Source organism: Yersinia fenwicki, from assembly GCF_043099325.1.
Classification (GTDB): domain Bacteria; phylum Pseudomonadota; class Gammaproteobacteria; order Enterobacterales; family Enterobacteriaceae; genus Yersinia.
This window is the reverse complement of sequence record NZ_CP170755.1, coordinates 1,483,264-1,501,352: the sequence shown is the minus strand read 5'-3', so window position 1 is coordinate 1,501,352 and position 18,089 is coordinate 1,483,264. Positions and strand designations below refer to the sequence as shown.

Sequence of the window (18,089 nt, the reverse complement as noted above, 5' to 3'; positions counted from 1 at the left end):
ATCAGATACATAAAAAGCCCCGGTTGCAGATAAAGCCCGATATGGATTCCCAACATTGCCCAATCAAAGGCTACCCTTACAAATCATCAAGAAATGTTTTATCCAACTGCTTGAAGGCGCGTTTGAGCACATCAGCCAAAGATTGGTAGGTCGGCGTTTGCTCAACAGGTGCGACGGCTTGCCCGGATTCAACCAGTTTATTCCGCACCTCATGGAACCACTGCAATAATGTCGGCGGTAACGGCGTAATAGCACGTTTACCTAACCACCATAACCCTTGCAGCGGTAAACCGCAGGCAAACAATGCCGTGGCAATGGCTGGCCCTAATTGCCCGCCAAGAGCTATTTGCCAGGTCAGTGTAAAGATGGCCAATGGCGGCATGAAGCGGATACCAAAGCGGGTCGCGGTCGCCACACGATTCTCGGGAAACACCGGCGCCAGGCGTTTATCAGCAGGCCAGGTCTTCATATAATGCTGGCCGCGCTGGAGTACCTGAAACCAACTTACGGAATCAGAGGGTTTTGTTGTCATGGCTCACCTCAACTTCACAAACAAAGATTAAAATTTTTTTTGTAATCCACTAACTAAAAATTAGTCTGTTAAATATATTTTGTTTTTAGGCGGCGCTATCGGTATCCTAGTCCGGCCTTTTGGCCGCTAGAAGATGACGCTAAATATGTCAACTTTTTGCAGCATTTAAATCAATTTTGTTAAATCGCGCGGTCTTTTACCACCAGGCATTAACGTTTGTACTTAATACTAAATCGGCGATTTTTCCTCCATCATGCATTTTTCGCTATCGCATGATGTTAATCATTAATGTCGACGCCAATATGCGCTACGCTTTTGGATAGATTGACGTTTTATTAACCACGTGTTTTCGCTGTTTTTGTACTCCGATACATTATCTGTATCGATCATGCAAAAACACATGTCGAACACGACTATAAATAGGTACTTCCATGTCGAGTAAGCTAGTACTGGTTCTTAACTGCGGTAGCTCTTCCCTTAAATTTGCTATCATCGACGCGACCAATGGTGAAGAACACCTCTCTGGTTTAGCCGAATGCTTCCATCTGCCGGAAGCCCGTATCAAATGGAAACTGGACGGCAGCAAACAGGAAGCAGCATTGGGTGCTGGTGCAGCACACAGCGAAGCACTAAATTTCATTGTTAATACTATTCTGGCACAAAAACCAGAGCTTTCCGCTCAACTGACGGCTATCGGTCACCGTATTGTTCATGGCGGCGAGAAATTCACTGCATCAGCTATCGTTACCGAAGAAGTTATTCAGGGTATCAAAGATTCCATCCCGTTTGCACCTCTGCATAACCCAGCTCACCTAATTGGTATCGCTGAAGCATTGAAATCCTTCCCGAATCTGGCTGATAAAAATGTTGCAGTCTTTGACACTGCCTTCCACCAGACCATGCCGGAAGAGTCTTATCTCTACGCCCTGCCGTACAGCTTATACAAAGAAAACGGTATCCGTCGCTATGGCGCACACGGTACCAGCCACTTCTACGTGAGCCAGGAAGCAGCAAAAACTCTGAACAAACCACTGGAAGAACTGAACGTTATTACTTGCCATTTGGGCAACGGTGGCTCAGTTACTGCGGTGCGTAACGGTAAATGTGTTGATACTTCTATGGGCCTGACGCCACTGGAAGGTCTGGTCATGGGCACACGTAGTGGTGATATTGACCCAGCTATCATTTTCCATCTGTATGATGCGATGGGCATGACCATGGAACAAATCAGCAAACTGTTGACCAAAGAATCTGGCCTGTTGGGTCTGACCGAAGTCACCAGCGACTGCCGTTATGTTGAAGACAACTACGAAACCAAAGCCGATGCACGTCGCGCAATGGATGTGTTCTGCCACCGTCTGGCGAAATACATCGGTGCTTACACTGCATTGATGGATGGCCGTCTGGATGCAGTTGTATTCACCGGCGGTATCGGTGAGAACGCAGCAATGGTGCGTGAACTGACCTTGGACAAACTGGGCCTATTGGGCTTTGAAATTGACCATGAACGCAACTTGGCAGCGCGCTTTGGTAAATCAGGCACCATCACCAAAGATGGCAGCCGTCTGGCTTTGGTTATCCCAACCAACGAAGAGCTGGTCATCGCACAAGACGCTGCTCGTCTGACCGCATAAGAATTTTTGACATATACCCAAAGTCATTGAAGTTGCAGGTAGGCGGCAAGCGAATAAATCCCGATGAGCTGACTCAGGTCAGTGATTCGGGTGCATGAACGTAGCCAACACCCCTGCGGCTTCAAGGACGAAGGATGTTCCCAAAGTCATTGAAGTTGCGGGTAGGCGGCAAGCGAATAAATCCCGATGAGCTGACTCAGGTCAGTGATTCGGGTGCATGAACGTAGCCAACAACCCTGCGGCTTCAAAGACGAAGGGCATAACCGTAAAGAGGTTTAGCCGTGTCCCGTACAATAATGTTGATCCCTACCGGCACCAGCGTTGGTCTAACCAGCGTCAGCTTGGGTGTCATCCGTTCCATGGAACAAAAAGGTGTACGCCTGAGCGTATTTAAGCCCATCGCACAGCCCCGTGCTGGTAACGATGCACCTGACCAAACCACCACTATCATTCGCGCGAACTCTAGCATCACTGCTGCTGAGCCGCTGAATATGAATCATGTGGAAAACTTGCTGAGTTCTAACCAGCAAGATGTGTTGATGGAAGAAATTGTTGCCCGTTACCACGAAAATACCAAAGACGCCGAAGTGGTTCTGGTTGAAGGTTTAGTGCCAACACGTAAACATCAGTTTGCTAACGCACTGAACTACGAAATTGCCAAAACGCTGAATGCGGAAATCGTGTTTGTTATTGCGCTGGGTAATGATTCACCAGACCAATTGAAAGAGCGTATCGAACTGGCTCGTTCCAGCTTCGGTGGCAGCAAAAACAAAAATATCACTGGCGTTATCATTAACAAACTAAATGCACCAGTTGATGAACAAGGCCGTACCCGCCCTGACCTGTCTGAAATCTTTGATGATTCTACCAAGGCCAGTGTGGCGAGTATCGATCCAAAACAGCTGTTTGCCAACAGCCCGCTGCCGGTTCTGGGTTGCGTGCCATGGAGCTTCGAGCTGATTGCGACCCGTGCAATTGATATGTGTAAACACCTGAATGCACGTATTATTAACGAAGGCGATATCAGAACCCGCCGCGTTAAATCAGTGACATTCTGTGCGCGCAGTATCCCACATATGTTGGAACACTTCCGCCCAGGCTCTCTGCTGGTGACCTCAGCAGACCGCCCAGACGTGTTGGTTTCTGCTTGTTTGGCAGCCATGAATGGCGTTGAAATCGGTGCTATTTTGCTGACTGGCGGTTATGCGATTGATGAGCCAATCAAAAAGCTATGTGATCGTGCCTTCCAAACTGGTCTGCCAGTATTTATGGTTGATACCAACACTTGGCAGACTTCTCTGAGCCTGCAAAGCTTCAATCTGGAAGTGCCTGCAGATGACCATGAACGTGTTGAGAAACTGCAAAACTACGTTGCCAGCCATATCAGCAGTGAGTGGATTGATTCTCTGAGCGCTACATCCGAACGTTCACGTCGCCTGTCTCCTCCAGCATTCCGTTATGAGCTGACCGAGTTGGCGCGTAAAGCCGGCAAACGCATTGTGCTGCCAGAAGGTGATGAGCCACGTACAGTTAAAGCTGCGGCTATCTGTGCTGAACGTGGTATTGCGACTTGCGTGCTGTTGGGTAATCCTGAAGAGATCCAACGTGTTGCTGCGGCCCAAGGCGTTGAGCTGGGTAAAGGCGTTGAAATCATCGATCCAGTTGCTGTGCGTGAGCAGTATGTTCCACGTCTGGTAGAACTGCGTAAGAGCAAGGGCATGACTGAAGTGGTTGCTCGTGAGCAACTGGAAGACAACGTGGTTCTCGGCACGCTGATGCTAGAGAAAGGCGAAGTTGATGGTCTGGTGTCTGGTGCTGTTCATACCACCGCAAACACTATTCGTCCACCGTTGCAGTTGATCAAAACAGCACCGGGCAGTTCACTGGTGTCTTCTGTATTCTTCATGCTGCTGCCTGACCAGGTTCTGGTTTACGGTGACTGCGCGATTAACCCAGATCCAACTGCTGAACAACTGTCAGAAATTGCTATCCAATCAGCTGATTCTGCGGCGGCATTCGGTATCGAACCGCGTGTAGCGATGATCTCTTACTCCACCGGTAACTCTGGTGCAGGTAGCGACGTAGAAAAAGTGCGTGAAGCAACGCGTCTGGCACAGGAAAAGCGCCCAGATCTGATCATCGATGGTCCGTTGCAATATGACGCGGCAATCATGGCTGATGTGGCTAAATCCAAAGCGCCTAACTCGCCAGTGGCCGGTAAAGCGACAGTGTTCATCTTCCCTGATTTGAACACCGGTAACACCACCTATAAAGCGGTACAACGTTCTGCTGACCTGATCTCAATCGGGCCGATGCTGCAAGGCATGCGCAAGCCAGTTAACGACTTGTCTCGTGGTGCGTTGGTAGACGATATCGTCTATACCGTGGCGTTGACCGCAATTCAATCAGCTCAGGCTGACGCTAGCGCGTCTTAATTTAACGATTAAGTATGTATAAAAACACCAACGCCAGCCTCGTGCTGGCGTTTTTATGTTCTGCCAAAATAGCGAGTCAGGAATTAACTATCAAGTGCTTTGCCGTGGTTCAAATTTATAGCTGAAATTCTGGCTCAGAGGTTCACTCTCTTCATCATTATCCAGCATATCAATCAGCATTTTACCGGCTTCCTTACCCATTTTTTTGTAATCAATGCGCATTGAAGTCAATGTTGGATAGGTTTGGTCACAACTATCAGACCCATCTAAACATGCCACCGCAATGCCGCTCGGGATTCTCAACAACCGGCGCTGGCATTCAAATAATACGCCGAGCGCAATATCTTCGTGACTGCATATCACCGCATCCAATTCTGGCTGGCGTTGGAGTATTTCTGTCAATGCATAGCGCCCAAACTGCAAACTGGCCGTCTCAGGTGTAGTGACCGTCTGGTCCGCATTTTTATAATGCTCTAACATCGCCTTATGCCAACCATTCAGTTGCTGGCGTTGCAGGCGGTTATCCATATGAGCGCCAATAAAACCAATATTGTGATAACCCCGCTCCAATAAATGTCGGCTTAACTCATAGGCCGACTCAAAAAAAGCCGCCTCAAGAGTAATTTTGGCCGCTTTGAAATAAGAACCGACTACGTTGACCGTCGGGATGTTGGCACGTTCCAGCAATTGATAGGTTTTCTCTGCCAGCTGAGAGCCAAATATCACTACCGCTGCCGGGTTACTTTGCAGCAATGTCATCAATATTTCCGCTTCTTTACGCTGGTTATATTCGTGGCAACCTAGTAATAACTGAAACTCATTTTTATTCAGAATCTGTTGCAGTGCCTGCATAAATCGGGAACTGGCTTTGTCCGTTAATGACGGAATTAAAACAGCGACAGTATCGCTGTGACCGGATGCTAATGCTCCAGCTGCGCGGTTAGGAATATAACCAAGAGTTTCAACCGCTTGTTCTATTTTTTCACGTAATTTATCTGAAACCTGCTCCGGCGTTCGCAGCGCTCTGGAAACAGTCATCGACCCTACCCCGGCGTAATTCGCCACATCCGATAGAGTGACCCGCCCGGTATTACGGCGCTTGCGCGTTTTTTCCATGCTGATTTCCTGCCTGATTAAAATTCTTGTCGGAGTAAAACCTTCCCACACTGGCCTCGACAATACATTGCATTGTATATGGCTTATTTGGAGATAGCCAAAGCCCTTGGTGCGACAAATGATAGCGCTATCACAAATTTTGATAGCGCTATCAGGTAGCGCTATCAATTGAGATATCCATCACATTAATGCCAATGATAACTATCTACTCTCACGTTAACAGTCATAGGGAGTCATATATATCATGTTAAAAACACTGTTAACGCCAGACGTCATTCAGGTCGTCAGCCAGGCGAAAGACTGGCGTGATGCCATCGCGATTTCATGTCAGCCACTGATTGATAATGGCTCGATTGAAGCCCGTTATGTCGAGGCAATTTATCGCTCCCATGAGGCTATTGGTCCTTATTACGTGGTCGGGCCGGGCATTGCCATGCCGCATGCCCGGCCGGAAGAAGGTGCCAATAAACTCTCTCTGGCGTTAACCGTCATCACCGAGGGCGTGACTTTCAATGCTGAAGGTAATGATCCGGTAAAACTGCTCATAGTGTTAGCGGCGACAGACAGCACTAGCCACATCGGGGCTATTTCTCAACTCGCTCAGTTGTTCGATAACGATAATGATGTACAAGCCTTACTTAATGCCAAAACGCAGCAGGATATTCTATCCGTTATTGCACGTTATTAATCTCAGCATTGAGTTCGAATAATAATTTTAAGGGGAAAGAAAATGAAAATTACAGTGGTTTGCGGTAACGGCTTAGGTACCAGCCTGATGATGGAAATCAGCATCAAAAATATTCTGAAAGAATTGGCGGTCAATGCCGAGGTGGATCATGTGGATCTGGGTTCTGCCAAAGGAACACCCAGTGACATTTTCATCGGCACTAAAGATATCGCCGAACAATTAGTTGCTCAGGCCGTGGGTGGAAAAATCGTGGCACTGGATAATATGATCGACAAGAAAGCCATGAAAGAGCGTTTGTCTGTGGCATTAACCGAATTAGGCGCTTTGTAACAGGAGGCTGGTATGGATTTCTTTCGCTTTTTAATGAGTGATGTTCTTTCCGAACCAGCGGTTCTGGTTGGTTTGATCGCTTTAATCGGCCTGATTGCACAGAAAAAACCGGTCACGGAGTGCATTAAAGGCACCGTAAAAACCATTATGGGTTTTGTTATTTTAGGTGCCGGTGCTGGCCTGGTGGTTTCATCCCTGGGTGATTTCGCCAACATCTTCCAACATGCATTTGGTATTCAGGGTGTTGTGCCAAATAACGAAGCTATTGTGTCGGTGGCACAAAAGAGTTTCGGTAAAGAAATGGCGATGATTATGTTCTTCGCTATGGTTATCAATATTCTGATTGCCCGCTTTACGCCGTGGAAATTTATTTTCCTGACCGGGCACCACACGCTGTTTATGTCGATGATGGTAGCTGTCATTCTGGCGACTGCCGGGATTAGTGGTGTAACGCTGATTGTGATCGGTTCTTTGGTTGTTGGGGTTGCGATGGTGTTCTTCCCGGCCATTGCTCATCCTTACATGAAGAAAGTTACCGGCTCAGATGATGTGGCAATCGGCCACTTCTCTACTCTGTCTTATGTATTAGCTGGCTTTATCGGCAGTAAGTTTGGCAATAAAGAACATTCGACTGAAGACATGAATGTGCCAAAAAGTCTGTTGTTCTTACGTGATACGCCGGTCGCAATCTCCTTTACCATGTGTATCATTTTCATCGTCACCTGCCTGTTCGCGGGACCGGAAGTGGTGAAAAGCCTGAGCGGTGGTAAAAACTGGTTCATGTTCTCACTGATGCAATCCATTACTTTCGCCGCGGGTGTCTACATCATCTTGCAAGGTGTGCGTATGGTTATTGCCGAGATAGTTCCAGCCTTCAAAGGCATTTCCGACAAGTTAGTACCAAATGCTAAACCTGCACTTGATTGCCCGGTTGTGTTCCCTTACGCACCCAATGCGGTATTGGTTGGTTTCCTGAGCAGCTTTGCCGCCGGTCTTATCGGTATGTTCGCCCTGTACTTGATGAATATGACCGTTATTATTCCAGGTGTTGTGCCTCACTTCTTCGTCGGCGCTGCCGCAGGGGTGTTTGGCAATGCTACTGGTGGGCGTCGTGGCGCTATCTTGGGTGCCTTTGCTCAAGGTTTGCTGATTACTTTCCTGCCTGTATTCCTGCTGCCAGTTCTGGGTGATATCGGGTTCGCCAACACAACGTTTAGTGATGCTGACTTCGGTGCGCTGGGTATTCTGCTTGGAATTATTGTTAGATAATCAGTGAGATAAGCTAAAAAAAAGCCCTGACAGATGTCGGGGCTTTTTTATGGCTGAATGAGATTAATCTTCGCGTGGTGTAATTTTACCGTAATCCTGCTCGTTGTTACGAGTTAACCACAGCGATAGTGCTTTCAGGGAATCCGGCGTGAACTCATCGCAACGCGCGGTAATTTCTTCTGGCAGCATCCAACTGACTTCATCTATTTCTTCCGCCTGCAATGCAAATGGGCCGTGTGAAACACAGCTGAACAAAGCCCCCCACACGCGGCAGCACTCTTCTTCAAAGTAGAACTGGCCATGTTCAGCAAAAGGCACGCCAGCAATGCCTAACTCTTCTTCCGCCTCGCGTCTTGCAGATTCAAGGTAGTTTTCACCACTTTGCACCACGCCACCGGCAGTTGCATCCAGTTTTCCAGGATAGAAATCTTTGCTCTCAGTACGGCGCTGTACCAGTATTTTTCCCATTCCGTCGTGCACCACAATATAGGTAGCACGATGGCGTAGTCGTTGAGCTCTCATTTGTTGACGACTGGATTGAGCAATCACTTCATTTTGCTCATCAACAATATCAACCCACTCGATGACTGCTGCTGGATTTTGCTCCACCATCCTCTAAAACCTTCTATCTAGGCGCGGTTAGATACGCGCAATTGTTAATCAAGAGTTTATAACTCGTTATATTATTTGGTTTTTAATGACAATTGGGTGACAGGTTCATCATTTTGTAGGGTCAGAACCTGTAAAACTCCCCCATCCAACATGCCATAACTCGCCGGATATCCCCCTTTTGGGATACTGACTGAGCCGGGATTAAAGCATATAACGTCATCTTGCCACTCTGCTTGTGGTAGATGAGTATGACCATAGACTAAGACATCTCCCTTGCGCAATGGCGGAAGCGCAGCTGGGTGATAAAGGTGACCATGCGTCAAAAATAAACGTGTTTCGGGCATAATAATCTGTTGCCAGCCAGCCATAATAGGGAACTGTAATAGCATCTGATCGACTTCGCTATCGCAATTACCCCGCACAGCAATAATCTGGTCTTTATAGGGATTAAGACATTCTGCAACAGTTGCCGGTTGATAACCTGTCGGTAACGCATTACGTGGCCCGTGGTTGAGTAAATCCCCCAATAGCACCAGCCATTGCGCCCCACTACGGTCAAAAATTTCCAGCGTTTTTTTAGTGGCCGGTAGCGATCCATGCAGATCTGAAGCAAACATTAACTTCATGGTATCGTCATCTCTTAGGTCTAATCTCAGTCAGTCTGGCGGCACCTGCCGCCATAATAAGTAATGAGAACTAAATGTGGCTTCATTCTATCATCCAATCCGCTAGATTAATCCGAGAAAAGCCGCTATCCAGCATAAGAAAATTTTATCGTAAAATACAATGCAGACCTAAAAGAATAATGTCAGCATTGCGCAAAATAAAATAGGAGAGGGATCGTTAAAGCGAGGATTGCGATACCAATTCATCCAGTGTCAACTGATTGAATAGATACCCCTGCATGGCATCAATATTACTGCCTTTAAGCTGCTCCGATTCGTCCTGATTTTCTACGCCAACCACAATCACCCCGAGACAATATTTCTTAATGTTGTTAATCAAAATCGGGAAGGTATGCTTATTGTGCTGCCAGAAGAAATGCTTATCAATTTTCACATACTCGAAAATATTGGCAGTCACTGCGTTTAGGGTAGAACCACCGCTGCCAAGGTCATCCAGCCATAGTGGATAGCGCTCAGCCAGATCGCGTAACAATGGGTTATTCATTCCATCAGATAAATTGGAGAATGTCTCCATTATTTCTAAACGCAAGAAAGGCAATTCATCAAGCATTTGACGAGTTGATTCATCTGTAACAATCACACTTGCCAAGTCAAAATCAATATTAATTGAGAGCAGAACATTATGAGTGATAAACCAATCCTTATAAGCCTTCACTGCACGTAATTGGTCATGGAATAAATCTATCTTTCCATCAACATCCAATTTATTAATAAAATTTTCAACATCGATGGGTAAATCTACCGATTTAGCTGAAAATCGGCTCAATAGCTCCACGGCTAATAAACTATCGTCTTGCTTATGTATAGGCTCACACACATAAGAACAATTAACTTCAATGTTTAGCTTCATGCGCACCTGAAAAGTGTATGGACAACAATGAGGCAGCAACCTGACCTCAATCGCAGGATTTATAAGCCGCCGTGAGTTTTTTATGAAATACTCAGCTTTTATTTATAAAATATCCAACATTACAAGGTGAAAGAGGTAAGCGGCCTCTTTTCCATACTGATGAGTATATTGGCTCTAGCAGCAAAGCGCGAACTCAGAACTTTGTTGTCATCGGTATGGCTTATAACCCTTGTTCGCGTTCAGAAACAATAAAGTAGATAGTCCTAACGGTTCTACTACATAATGGGTAATAGCCGAGTATTCAATACTGTATTAATCGGATAGATCAGCCAATTTATTTAGTTATTATTTTTTATTTTGTTAAAAATTTCACTCAGGATGTGCTCAGCATCGTGGGAGAAGAACGCAAGTTAGCCTATGCTAAAAAGAAATCAGGCTGCCGCTACCCCCAAAGAGCGTGGAGTTGCAGGTAAGCATCAAGTCAGAAGAATATATACGGAGATTGGCTATGCGTATTTTAATTACTGGAGCTACAGGGCTCATCGGGCGCAGTCTGACCGCATTTCTTTTATCGCAAGCCCATCAAATAACAGTTTTAACCCGTGATCCACAGCGAGCAAATGATGTTCTTGGTTCGCAAGTCACCTGCTGGTCGACATTAGATGACCAACATGACCTTAATCATTTTGATGCCGTTATTAATCTGGCAGGAGAGCCTATTGCGGAAAAACGTTGGACGCCGCAACAAAAAGAGATCTTATGCCAAAGTCGCTGGCAGATAACTGAAAGACTGACAACATTAATTAGGGCCAGTAGTCAGCCGCCAGCAGTTTTTATTTCAGGATCAGCCGTCGGATTTTATGGCGACCAGGGACAAGCCGTCGTCACCGAAGATGAAATCCCTCATGATGAATTTACTCATATGTTATGTGAGCGCTGGGAGAATCTCGCTCGGGCTGCTGAAAGTCATCACACTCGGGTTTGCCTTCTACGCACTGGCATCGTATTAGCTCCACATGGTGGAGCATTAGCTAAAATGATACCGCTGTTGCGCCTTGGGCTAGGCGGCCCGATCGGGGATGGTCGCCAATACCTGCCGTGGATACATATAGATGATATGGTTCATGGGATTCATTATTTACTCACCACTCATGGCCTTAGCGGCCCATTTAATATGGTGTCTCCTTATCCAGTCCATAATGAGCAATTTATTGCCACTCTGGCCGAGGTATTAGATCGCCCAGCTGTAATACGTACACCTGCTGCTGCAATGCGTTTGTTACTGGGAGAATCTGCCGCATTGGTATTAGGTGGGCAGCGGGCGATTCCAAAACGTTTGGAAGAAGCCGGTTTTGCCTTCCGTTATTTCGAACTGGAAGAAGCACTGCGTCATGTGCTGAATAAACCTATTCCATAAATTATCTATGCTTCAAGTCGGTTCTTGCAGAATTCAATAATTTTGAAGGGGGCATATATTACGGAGAATTAATATAACAATGAGATGAACATTACGCTCATCTCATGGGAATAAATTACTTCAATGCACCAGAAAGAAATTGCTGCAAACGAGGGCTTTTAGGATTACCAAACAGCTCAGCGGGCGGGCCTTCTTCTTCGATTAATCCTTTGTGCAAGAAAATAACATGGCTGGAAACATGACGGGCGAACTCCATTTCGTGGGTCACTACCACCATGGTTTTTCCCTCTTCTGCCAGTTTTTGCATAATTCGCAGAACTTCACCGACCAACTCTGGGTCCAGCGCAGAAGTTGGCTCATCAAATAGTAGTACATCCGGCTCCATCGCTAATGCCCGCGCAATAGAGACACGTTGCTGTTGACCCCCGGAAAGATGTACTGGATATTTGGCTCGCGCACGCTCATCAATGCCGACTTTATCCAGATAACGAATAGCACGCTCTTTGGCTACTGATTTACTCAGCCCGAGTACCTGCACCGGCGCTTCCATCACATTTTCAAGCACTGTCATATGGCTCCATAAATTAAAATGCTGGAATACCATCGTCAGCCGAGTACGTAGTAATTGCAGTTCTTTTTTATCAAAAACCTTTAATTGTCCGTCTTTATCGCGCACCAGTCGAATGTCTTGATTATTGACACTGATCGATCCTTCGCTGGGTTTTTCCAAGAAGTTGATGCAACGCAAAAAGGTACTTTTCCCCGATCCAGACGAACCAATAATAGAGATAACGTCCCCCGCTTTAGCTGAGAGTGAAACACCTTTTAATACCTCATGTTCCCCATAGTGCTTATGCAATTCGGTCACAGACAGTTTGGTTTCAGCTATTTTAGGTTTTAGTGTATCGGTCATAGTTTTTAATGTGTCAGTCATAAGGTCTCCGTACTTAATGCGATGCCTGAGGTTTTATATGTGCCAGCCAACGTTTCTCTGCCTGGCGGAACAGGCTAATTAGCGTAAAGGAGATAATCAGATAAAGTACGGCAGCAATACCAAAAGCATAAAACGGCTGATATGTCGCAGCGTTAATATCACGCGCTATTTTCAGTATATCTGGCACCGTGGCGGTAAAAGCCAATGCGGTTGAATGCAGCATTAAAATAACTTCATTACTATAGGCGGGTAAAGCAATACGCAGTGCGGAAGGTAAAATAATGCAGCGATACATTTTAAAACGCGAGAAACCATAGGCTCTTGCTGCTTCAATTTCACCGTGTGGTACTGATCGAATAGCACCGGCGAATATCTCAGTGGTATAAGCACACGTATTTAGCGTCAAAGCCAAAATAGTACAATTCAATCCGCTGCGGAAGAATGCATTGAGTAGATCGTTACCTCGGACTATCTCCAGGCTGTACATACCGGAATAGAACACCAACAATTGCACGTATAACGGCGTACCGCGAAAGATATAAGTAAATATCCACACCGGTAAGCGAATCCAGCGCCGCTCAGCAACACGCGCCACCGCCAACGGAATAGCCAGCAACCCGCCTATCACAACTGAGGTGATTAATAACCATAGTGTAACGGCCATGCCAGTAAATCGATAACCGTCGCTCCAAAGCAAGGCTTGCCAATATTGATGTAGGATTTCAATCATAGTTCGGCCCTCTTCACTCCGTGGGAATAGCGCCGTTCCAACCACAGTAAAATACCATTGGATAGAGTGGTAAAAATAAGATAAATCACGCCAGCTACCAATGCGAAGAAGAATGGTTGATAAGTCCCCTTTCCAGCCAATTGGGTTGCTTTCACCACATCGTTCAATCCCAAAATAGAGACTAATGCAGTCGCCTTGAGAATGACTTGCCAATTATTACCAATGCCTGGCAGCGCATAACGCATCATGGCAGGAAACATAATTCTGCGAAAAATCTGACTGGAAGAGAAACCAAATGCTCTGGCGGCTTCAATCTGGCCAGTTGGAACCGCCATATAAGCGCCACGGAATGTTTCAGTGAAATAAGCACCATAGATAAAACCGAGGGTGATAATCCCAGCTGAAAGGGGATCAATATTGATTTGTGCAAAACCAAGGGATTCAGTAATGCTATTCAGGACTATCTGCAAACCATAAAAAATAAGCAGCATCAAAACTAAATCAGGAACGCCACGTATCAACGTGGTGTAGCACTCAAATAAGCCAGATAACAGCCGATTCGATGATAATTTCCCACCGGCACCTATTAAGCCGATAATCACTGACAGCAGCACTGAGCACAGTGCTAGCTCCAGTGTCACCAGCGCACCTTCAAATATCAGTTTGGAATATCCATCCAGCATCTTGGTTATCCTATTCTACTGAGTAAGGAGTCTGGTTAATTACTTTGGCTAGTCGCTATAACGGCCCCTGCCTATTTAGGCTGAGGCCGTTACAACAAGCGGAATTAACCGCCGTAAACATCAAAGTCGAAATATTTTTTCGCAAGCTTGTCGTAGGTACCATCTTTGCGCATTTCTGCAAAGGCCTTATCCAGCGCCGCTTTCAGTTCTGCGTCATCTTTACGTAGGCCCATCCCCGTACCTATACCAAAGAATTGATCATTCTTAACTGATGGACCGGCGAAGGCATAACCCTTACCTGCTTCTTGTTTCAGGAAACCTTCACTGCCAGCCACTTCATCCTGGAAAGCAGCATCAATACGACCAGAGCTCAAGTCGGAATAAATCAAATCCTGATTCTGATAGGCGACAACATCAATGCCTTTTGGCTGCCACTCAGCATTGGCAAATGCTTCCTGAGTCGAACCTTGTAATACACCAACACGTTTACCTTTCAACGCCACCAATGTTGGTTCAATTTTGCTGTCTTTTGGCGCGATCAAACGAGCATTTGCTGCATAGAGTTTGTCGGTGAAGGCAATTTCTTTTTGGCGTTTTTCAGTAATTGAAAGTGAAGAGATAATGGCATCGATCTTTTTAGCTTTCAGTGATGGAATAAGTGCATCGAAATCACTTTCAACAAAAGTACATTTAGTATCAATACGATTACATAACTCTTTGGCGATATCGATATCAAAACCTACCAACTCACCACTGGCATTTTTTGATTCGAAAGGAGCATAAGTTGGATCTGTACCAATTTTGATATCTTTAGGAATAGCAGCAAAAGCAGTGCTGGCAGCAGCCAATGCTAATACGAGAGGCAGAACCAAAATTTTCTTATTCATACATAACCCTCAAATTGATTTTCGATGCCACAAAGCGCGTTAGTTTTCAGTACAACCCTTAGCGTCCATAAATCTACGTTTCCATAAATCGATGTGCAGTAATCGTGCCAGTAATCATTGGCGGGAAAAGCAAACTCCATCACCGCTTGCTTGGCACAACAACCACTAAAAATGGGCATAGGGTCGTAGGGAAAAACTGAATACGAAATCTATGTGACAGTATGCGATCTGAAACAGCATCATTGTGGTGCATAATGCGCCCTATTTCAGTGCGATGTTGCACAAATGTATCAATTAAGGGATAAATGTTAACCCGCGCCTTGCCAACGCGTAAATAAATCTTCAGGCAACTCAATATCGAACTGATCGATGACCCGATTAACTGTTTGATCGACCAAGTGTTGGATAGTCTGTGGGCGATGATAAAACGCTGGCATTGGCGGCATGATGACCGCGCCCAACTCAGCAGCTTGTACCATTAGTCGTAAATGGCCTAAATGTAGTGGCGTTTCACGCACGCACAGCACCAGAGGGCGGCGTTCTTTCAAAATGACATCAGCTGCACGAGTCAATAAACCATCTGTATAGCTATGAACAATGCCAGATAACGTTTTGATTGAACAAGGTAAAATGACCATCCCGCAGGTCTTGAATGATCCCGAGGAAACACAAGCTGCGATATCGCGAGAGTCGTGCACCACATCCGCTAGCGCCTGCACATCCTTTACACTGAAATCGGTTTCAAGTGCTAACGTCTGACGTGCGGCGTTACTAAGAATCAAGTGTGTTTCCACTCCCTCGACCTGTTGCAGCACCTGTAACAAGCGAACACCATAAATGGCACCGCTGGCACCGCTAATGCCAATAATAAGTCGTTTCATGGGAAAGTCCCTCAAGCTGGCTTTATGCCTTATAAATTAAGCATAACATAAAGAAATATGGCGAGACTTTGCCGTATCCGAGATCAATTAGCAAATCATCGCCCGCCAATTTAGCCCTAACATCCTGAGTTCTGTTGGCAACAAAAAAGGTGCACCGCGCCTGCACGCTGGTTGCACCTTTTTGATTCACACTCACCTTTTCACTAAGTAGACCCAATAGATTTCAAGACACAGGAAGGCGGCAAGCGAAAGAATCCCGATGAGCTTACATAAGTAAGTGATTCGGGTGATTGAGCGTAGCCAACACACCTGCGACTTGAAAGATGACGGGTATTACCCTTCGTTATGCATCTCCAGGTTTTCTGCTTCGTTATGACTACGTAATGCTTGCGCATCATCGTTACGTAACGATTCCAGATACTCCAGATAGCTTTGATCCACATCTTTAGTGACGTAAACGCCGTTAAAGACTGAGCACTCGAACTGTGTAATATCTGGATTATCTTCGCGTACCGCCTCGATAAGGTCACTAAGATCCTGGAAAATCAGTGCATCTGCACCAATCAACTGACGAATCTCATCCACTTCACGCCCATGCGCAATTAATTCATTGGCACTTGGCATATCGATGCCATACACATTCGGAAAACGAATTTCAGGAGCGGCAGAGGCGAAATATACTTTCTTCGCCCCAGCTTCACGCGCCATTTCAACAATCTGTTCTGACGTGGTACCACGCACAATAGAGTCATCCACCAATAACACATTCTTATCGCGGAATTCTGCACGATTGGCATTCAGTTTGCGGCGCACAGATTTACGACGCTCCTGCTGGCCTGGCATGATAAAGGTACGGCCAACATAACGGTTTTTCACAAAACCCTGGCGGTAGGGCTTATCCAGAATACGGGCGATTTCTAGTGCGATATCGCAGGAGGTTTCCGGGATAGGAATAACAACATCAATGTCCAGGTCTTCCCACTGTTTGGCAATTTTTGCGCCTAACTTCTGGCCCATACGCACACGCGCACTGTAAACAGAAATTTTATCCATAAAGGAGTCGGGGCGAGCAAAATAAACATACTCAAACAAGCACGGATTATATTTCGGATTTTCAGCACATTGGCGAGTGAATAATTGGCCTTTCTCGGTGATATACACCGCTTCACCCGGTGCAACATCCCGCAGGAATTCGAAACCAAGGGTATCCAACGCCACACTTTCAGAAGCGACCATATATTCATTACGGCCATCAGCGAGGGTGCGTTTCCCCATAACCAACGGGCGAATACCGTTAGGATCACGGAAAGCAACCATACCATGACCAATGATCATCGCGACGCAAGCATAGGCACCACGAATCAATTGATGTGTGGCGGCAACAGCGGCAAAAATGTTGTCAGATTCCAACGGATAATGCTGGAAACGGTCCAATTCGCTGGCAAAAATATTCAGCAGAATTTCTGAGTCAGAAGTGGTGTTCACATGACGGCGAGAAACTTCGAATAATTCCTTTCTCAGCTGGTGAGCATTAGTCAGATTACCGTTATGAGCCAAAGTGATGCCAAACGGTGAGTTAACGTAGAAAGGTTGAGCCTCGGAAGCACTGGAGCTGCCAGCTGTTGGGTAACGAACATGGCCAATACCCATATTCCCCTGTAAGCGCAGCATATGCCGGGTTTCAAATACATCCTTCACCAAGCCGTTTGCTTTACGCAGCCGGAACCCATTATGGGCATCAATGGTAACGATGCCCGCAGCATCCTGGCCTCGGTGCTGAAGCACCGTCAACGCATCATAAATCGACTGGTTTACCGGTGCAAAACCGGCGATACCGACAATACCGCACATGTTGTCTTTTCCTCATAAGCCGCTCCGAATCGGTAGTTGATTCGGTAAGAAACTCGACGTGCTCTGTAGGTAGTCAAAGAACCACCTGATGATATAACTGAACTGCGGGATTAATTGTGACTGCTTCCAGCCAACACTTTGCGAAAAGCCGGTAAACGTATCCAGAAAGAACAACATGGCCGAGACAATCAGAACGCCTCGCAGCGCGCCAAAACAGATGCCCAGTACCCTGTCAGTTCCTGATAGCCCGGTACGTTCAACTAGCGAACCTATCACATAGTTAACAATAGCCCCGACGATCAACGTCGCAATGAACAAAATGCCAATAGCAATCCCGTTACGAACCACTTCATCCTCAAAACGAGTGAAGTAGATAGCAAGGTAACTGTAAAAATGGCTGGCAACAAAAAACGCACATCCCCATGTTACAAGTGACAATGCTTCACGGACAAACCCCCGGATTAAGCTGACTAAAGCAGAAAACCCGATAATCCCTATAATGACGTAATCAATCCAGACCATGACTATTCCAATGACGAAATCGCCGCTTCATC

General features: G+C 46.2%; 18 protein-coding genes. 6 read left to right on the top strand and 12 right to left on the bottom strand.

The window, feature by feature from the left end:
* Positions 1-76: 76 nt before the first annotated feature.
* On the bottom strand, positions 77-532 hold the full coding sequence (yfbV, locus tag ACF3VQ_RS06930; protein WP_392434107.1) for a terminus macrodomain insulation protein YfbV: 456 nt from the start codon (positions 530-532) through the stop codon (positions 77-79).
* A gap of 431 nt (positions 533-963) precedes the next feature.
* Between yfbV and ackA the strand changes: the two genes are divergently transcribed.
* Positions 964-2,166 (top strand): acetate kinase, encoded by a 1,203-nt coding sequence (gene ackA / locus ACF3VQ_RS06925; RefSeq protein ID WP_005171756.1) that lies wholly within the window; start codon positions 964-966, stop codon positions 2,164-2,166.
* A gap of 296 nt (positions 2,167-2,462) precedes the next feature.
* On the top strand, positions 2,463-4,601 hold the full coding sequence (gene pta / locus ACF3VQ_RS06920) for a phosphate acetyltransferase (RefSeq protein ID WP_019082007.1): 2,139 nt from the start codon (positions 2,463-2,465) through the stop codon (positions 4,599-4,601).
* A gap of 90 nt (positions 4,602-4,691) precedes the next feature.
* Here pta and ACF3VQ_RS06915 read toward each other — a convergent pair whose 3' ends face one another.
* Positions 4,692-5,717 (bottom strand): LacI family DNA-binding transcriptional regulator, encoded by a 1,026-nt coding sequence (locus tag ACF3VQ_RS06915; RefSeq protein ID WP_392434104.1) that lies wholly within the window; start codon positions 5,715-5,717, stop codon positions 4,692-4,694.
* Between the two features lie 244 nt (positions 5,718-5,961).
* Here ACF3VQ_RS06915 and ACF3VQ_RS06910 point away from each other — a divergent pair, with 244 nt between their 5' ends.
* From ACF3VQ_RS06910 to ACF3VQ_RS06900, 3 genes are read left to right on the top strand one after another with little or no spacing between them, the layout of a single operon-like run.
* Positions 5,962-6,405 carry a PTS sugar transporter subunit IIA gene (locus tag ACF3VQ_RS06910; RefSeq protein WP_392434101.1) on the top strand — a complete coding sequence of 148 codons (444 nt, stop codon included), beginning with the start codon at positions 5,962-5,964 and terminating at the stop codon, positions 6,403-6,405.
* Between the two features lie 42 nt (positions 6,406-6,447).
* Entirely contained in the window at positions 6,448-6,735 is a 288-nt protein-coding gene (locus ACF3VQ_RS06905) for a PTS sugar transporter subunit IIB (protein WP_019082005.1), read from the top strand.
* 12 nt (positions 6,736-6,747) lie between these two features.
* Complete coding sequence (locus tag ACF3VQ_RS06900) at positions 6,748-8,004, top strand: PTS ascorbate transporter subunit IIC (RefSeq protein ID WP_005277900.1); 1,257 nt, start codon at positions 6,748-6,750, stop codon at positions 8,002-8,004.
* Between the two features lie 63 nt (positions 8,005-8,067).
* Here ACF3VQ_RS06900 and yfcD read toward each other — a convergent pair whose 3' ends face one another.
* The 3 genes from yfcD to ACF3VQ_RS06885 form a co-directional block, all read right to left on the bottom strand.
* Positions 8,068-8,616 carry an NUDIX hydrolase YfcD gene (gene yfcD / locus ACF3VQ_RS06895; protein ID WP_392434099.1) on the bottom strand — a complete coding sequence of 183 codons (549 nt, stop codon included), beginning with the start codon at positions 8,614-8,616 and terminating at the stop codon, positions 8,068-8,070.
* 71 nt (positions 8,617-8,687) lie between these two features.
* Entirely contained in the window at positions 8,688-9,242 is a 555-nt protein-coding gene (gene yfcE, locus ACF3VQ_RS06890; RefSeq protein ID WP_392434096.1) for a phosphodiesterase, read from the bottom strand.
* A gap of 217 nt (positions 9,243-9,459) precedes the next feature.
* Positions 9,460-10,152, bottom strand: coding sequence for an EAL domain-containing protein (locus ACF3VQ_RS06885; protein ID WP_392434094.1), 693 nt, complete (start codon positions 10,150-10,152; stop codon positions 9,460-9,462).
* A gap of 508 nt (positions 10,153-10,660) precedes the next feature.
* On the opposite strand from ACF3VQ_RS06885, the gene ACF3VQ_RS06880 reads away from it, so the two are divergent.
* Positions 10,661-11,569, top strand: a complete 909-nt coding sequence (locus tag ACF3VQ_RS06880; protein WP_392434091.1) for a TIGR01777 family oxidoreductase — start codon at positions 10,661-10,663, stop codon at positions 11,567-11,569.
* Positions 11,570-11,684: 115 nt separating this feature from the next.
* Here ACF3VQ_RS06880 and hisP read toward each other — a convergent pair whose 3' ends face one another.
* The 7 genes from hisP to cvpA all read right to left on the bottom strand — a co-directional run bounded on the left by hisP (position 11,685) and on the right by cvpA (position 18,057).
* On the bottom strand, positions 11,685-12,482 hold the full coding sequence (gene hisP, locus ACF3VQ_RS06875; protein ID WP_005171791.1) for a histidine ABC transporter ATP-binding protein HisP: 798 nt from the start codon (positions 12,480-12,482) through the stop codon (positions 11,685-11,687).
* A gap of 34 nt (positions 12,483-12,516) precedes the next feature.
* A complete protein-coding gene (locus tag ACF3VQ_RS06870) occupies positions 12,517-13,233 on the bottom strand; it encodes an ABC transporter permease (RefSeq protein WP_392434089.1) in 717 nt (238 codons plus the stop codon).
* Positions 13,230-13,916 (bottom strand): histidine ABC transporter permease HisQ, encoded by a 687-nt coding sequence (locus ACF3VQ_RS06865; RefSeq protein ID WP_392434086.1) that lies wholly within the window; start codon positions 13,914-13,916, stop codon positions 13,230-13,232. The genes ACF3VQ_RS06870 and ACF3VQ_RS06865 overlap by 4 nt, the downstream gene beginning before the upstream one ends.
* Positions 13,917-14,020: 104 nt before the next feature.
* Complete coding sequence (gene hisJ, locus ACF3VQ_RS06860; protein ID WP_392434085.1) at positions 14,021-14,803, bottom strand: histidine ABC transporter substrate-binding protein HisJ; 783 nt, start codon at positions 14,801-14,803, stop codon at positions 14,021-14,023.
* A 308-nt stretch (positions 14,804-15,111) separates the two neighbouring features.
* A complete protein-coding gene (locus ACF3VQ_RS06855) occupies positions 15,112-15,684 on the bottom strand; it encodes a UbiX family flavin prenyltransferase (RefSeq protein WP_392434082.1) in 573 nt (190 codons plus the stop codon).
* Positions 15,685-16,017: 333 nt separating this feature from the next.
* Entirely contained in the window at positions 16,018-17,535 is a 1,518-nt protein-coding gene (purF, locus tag ACF3VQ_RS06850; protein ID WP_005158469.1) for an amidophosphoribosyltransferase, read from the bottom strand.
* Between the two features lie 12 nt (positions 17,536-17,547).
* Positions 17,548-18,057: a colicin V production protein gene (gene cvpA, locus ACF3VQ_RS06845; protein ID WP_392434080.1), complete on the bottom strand. Its 510-nt coding sequence runs from the start codon at positions 18,055-18,057 to the stop codon at positions 17,548-17,550.
* Positions 18,058-18,089: the final 32 nt, after the last annotated feature.

Excerpts from the sequence above, each read along its gene's own strand:
- ACF3VQ_RS06855 (WP_392434082.1), bottom strand. The coding sequence starts at position 15,684 with ATGAAACGACTTATTATTGGCATTAGCGGTGCCAGCGGTGCCATTTAT.
- ACF3VQ_RS06865 (WP_392434086.1), bottom strand. The coding sequence starts at position 13,916 with ATGCTGGATGGATATTCCAAACTGATATTTGAAGGTGCGCTGGTGACA.
- ACF3VQ_RS06905 (WP_019082005.1), top strand. The coding sequence starts at position 6,448 with ATGAAAATTACAGTGGTTTGCGGTAACGGCTTAGGTACCAGCCTGATG.
- ACF3VQ_RS06880 (WP_392434091.1), top strand. The coding sequence starts at position 10,661 with ATGCGTATTTTAATTACTGGAGCTACAGGGCTCATCGGGCGCAGTCTG.
- hisJ (WP_392434085.1), bottom strand. The coding sequence starts at position 14,803 with ATGAATAAGAAAATTTTGGTTCTGCCTCTCGTATTAGCATTGGCTGCT.
- hisP (WP_005171791.1), bottom strand. The coding sequence starts at position 12,482 with ATGACCGATACACTAAAACCTAAAATAGCTGAAACCAAACTGTCTGTG.
- ackA (WP_005171756.1), top strand. The coding sequence starts at position 964 with ATGTCGAGTAAGCTAGTACTGGTTCTTAACTGCGGTAGCTCTTCCCTT.
- yfcE (WP_392434096.1), bottom strand. The coding sequence starts at position 9,242 with ATGAAGTTAATGTTTGCTTCAGATCTGCATGGATCGCTACCGGCCACT.
- cvpA (WP_392434080.1), bottom strand. The coding sequence starts at position 18,057 with ATGGTCTGGATTGATTACGTCATTATAGGGATTATCGGGTTTTCTGCT.
- ACF3VQ_RS06900 (WP_005277900.1), top strand. The coding sequence starts at position 6,748 with ATGGATTTCTTTCGCTTTTTAATGAGTGATGTTCTTTCCGAACCAGCG.
- ACF3VQ_RS06885 (WP_392434094.1), bottom strand. The coding sequence starts at position 10,152 with ATGAAGCTAAACATTGAAGTTAATTGTTCTTATGTGTGTGAGCCTATA.
- yfbV (WP_392434107.1), bottom strand. The coding sequence starts at position 532 with ATGACAACAAAACCCTCTGATTCCGTAAGTTGGTTTCAGGTACTCCAG.
- pta (WP_019082007.1), top strand. The coding sequence starts at position 2,463 with ATGTTGATCCCTACCGGCACCAGCGTTGGTCTAACCAGCGTCAGCTTG.
- ACF3VQ_RS06915 (WP_392434104.1), bottom strand. The coding sequence starts at position 5,717 with ATGGAAAAAACGCGCAAGCGCCGTAATACCGGGCGGGTCACTCTATCG.
- ACF3VQ_RS06910 (WP_392434101.1), top strand. The coding sequence starts at position 5,962 with ATGTTAAAAACACTGTTAACGCCAGACGTCATTCAGGTCGTCAGCCAG.
- purF (WP_005158469.1), bottom strand. The coding sequence starts at position 17,535 with ATGTGCGGTATTGTCGGTATCGCCGGTTTTGCACCGGTAAACCAGTCG.
- yfcD (WP_392434099.1), bottom strand. The coding sequence starts at position 8,616 with ATGGTGGAGCAAAATCCAGCAGCAGTCATCGAGTGGGTTGATATTGTT.
- ACF3VQ_RS06870 (WP_392434089.1), bottom strand. The coding sequence starts at position 13,233 with ATGATTGAAATCCTACATCAATATTGGCAAGCCTTGCTTTGGAGCGAC.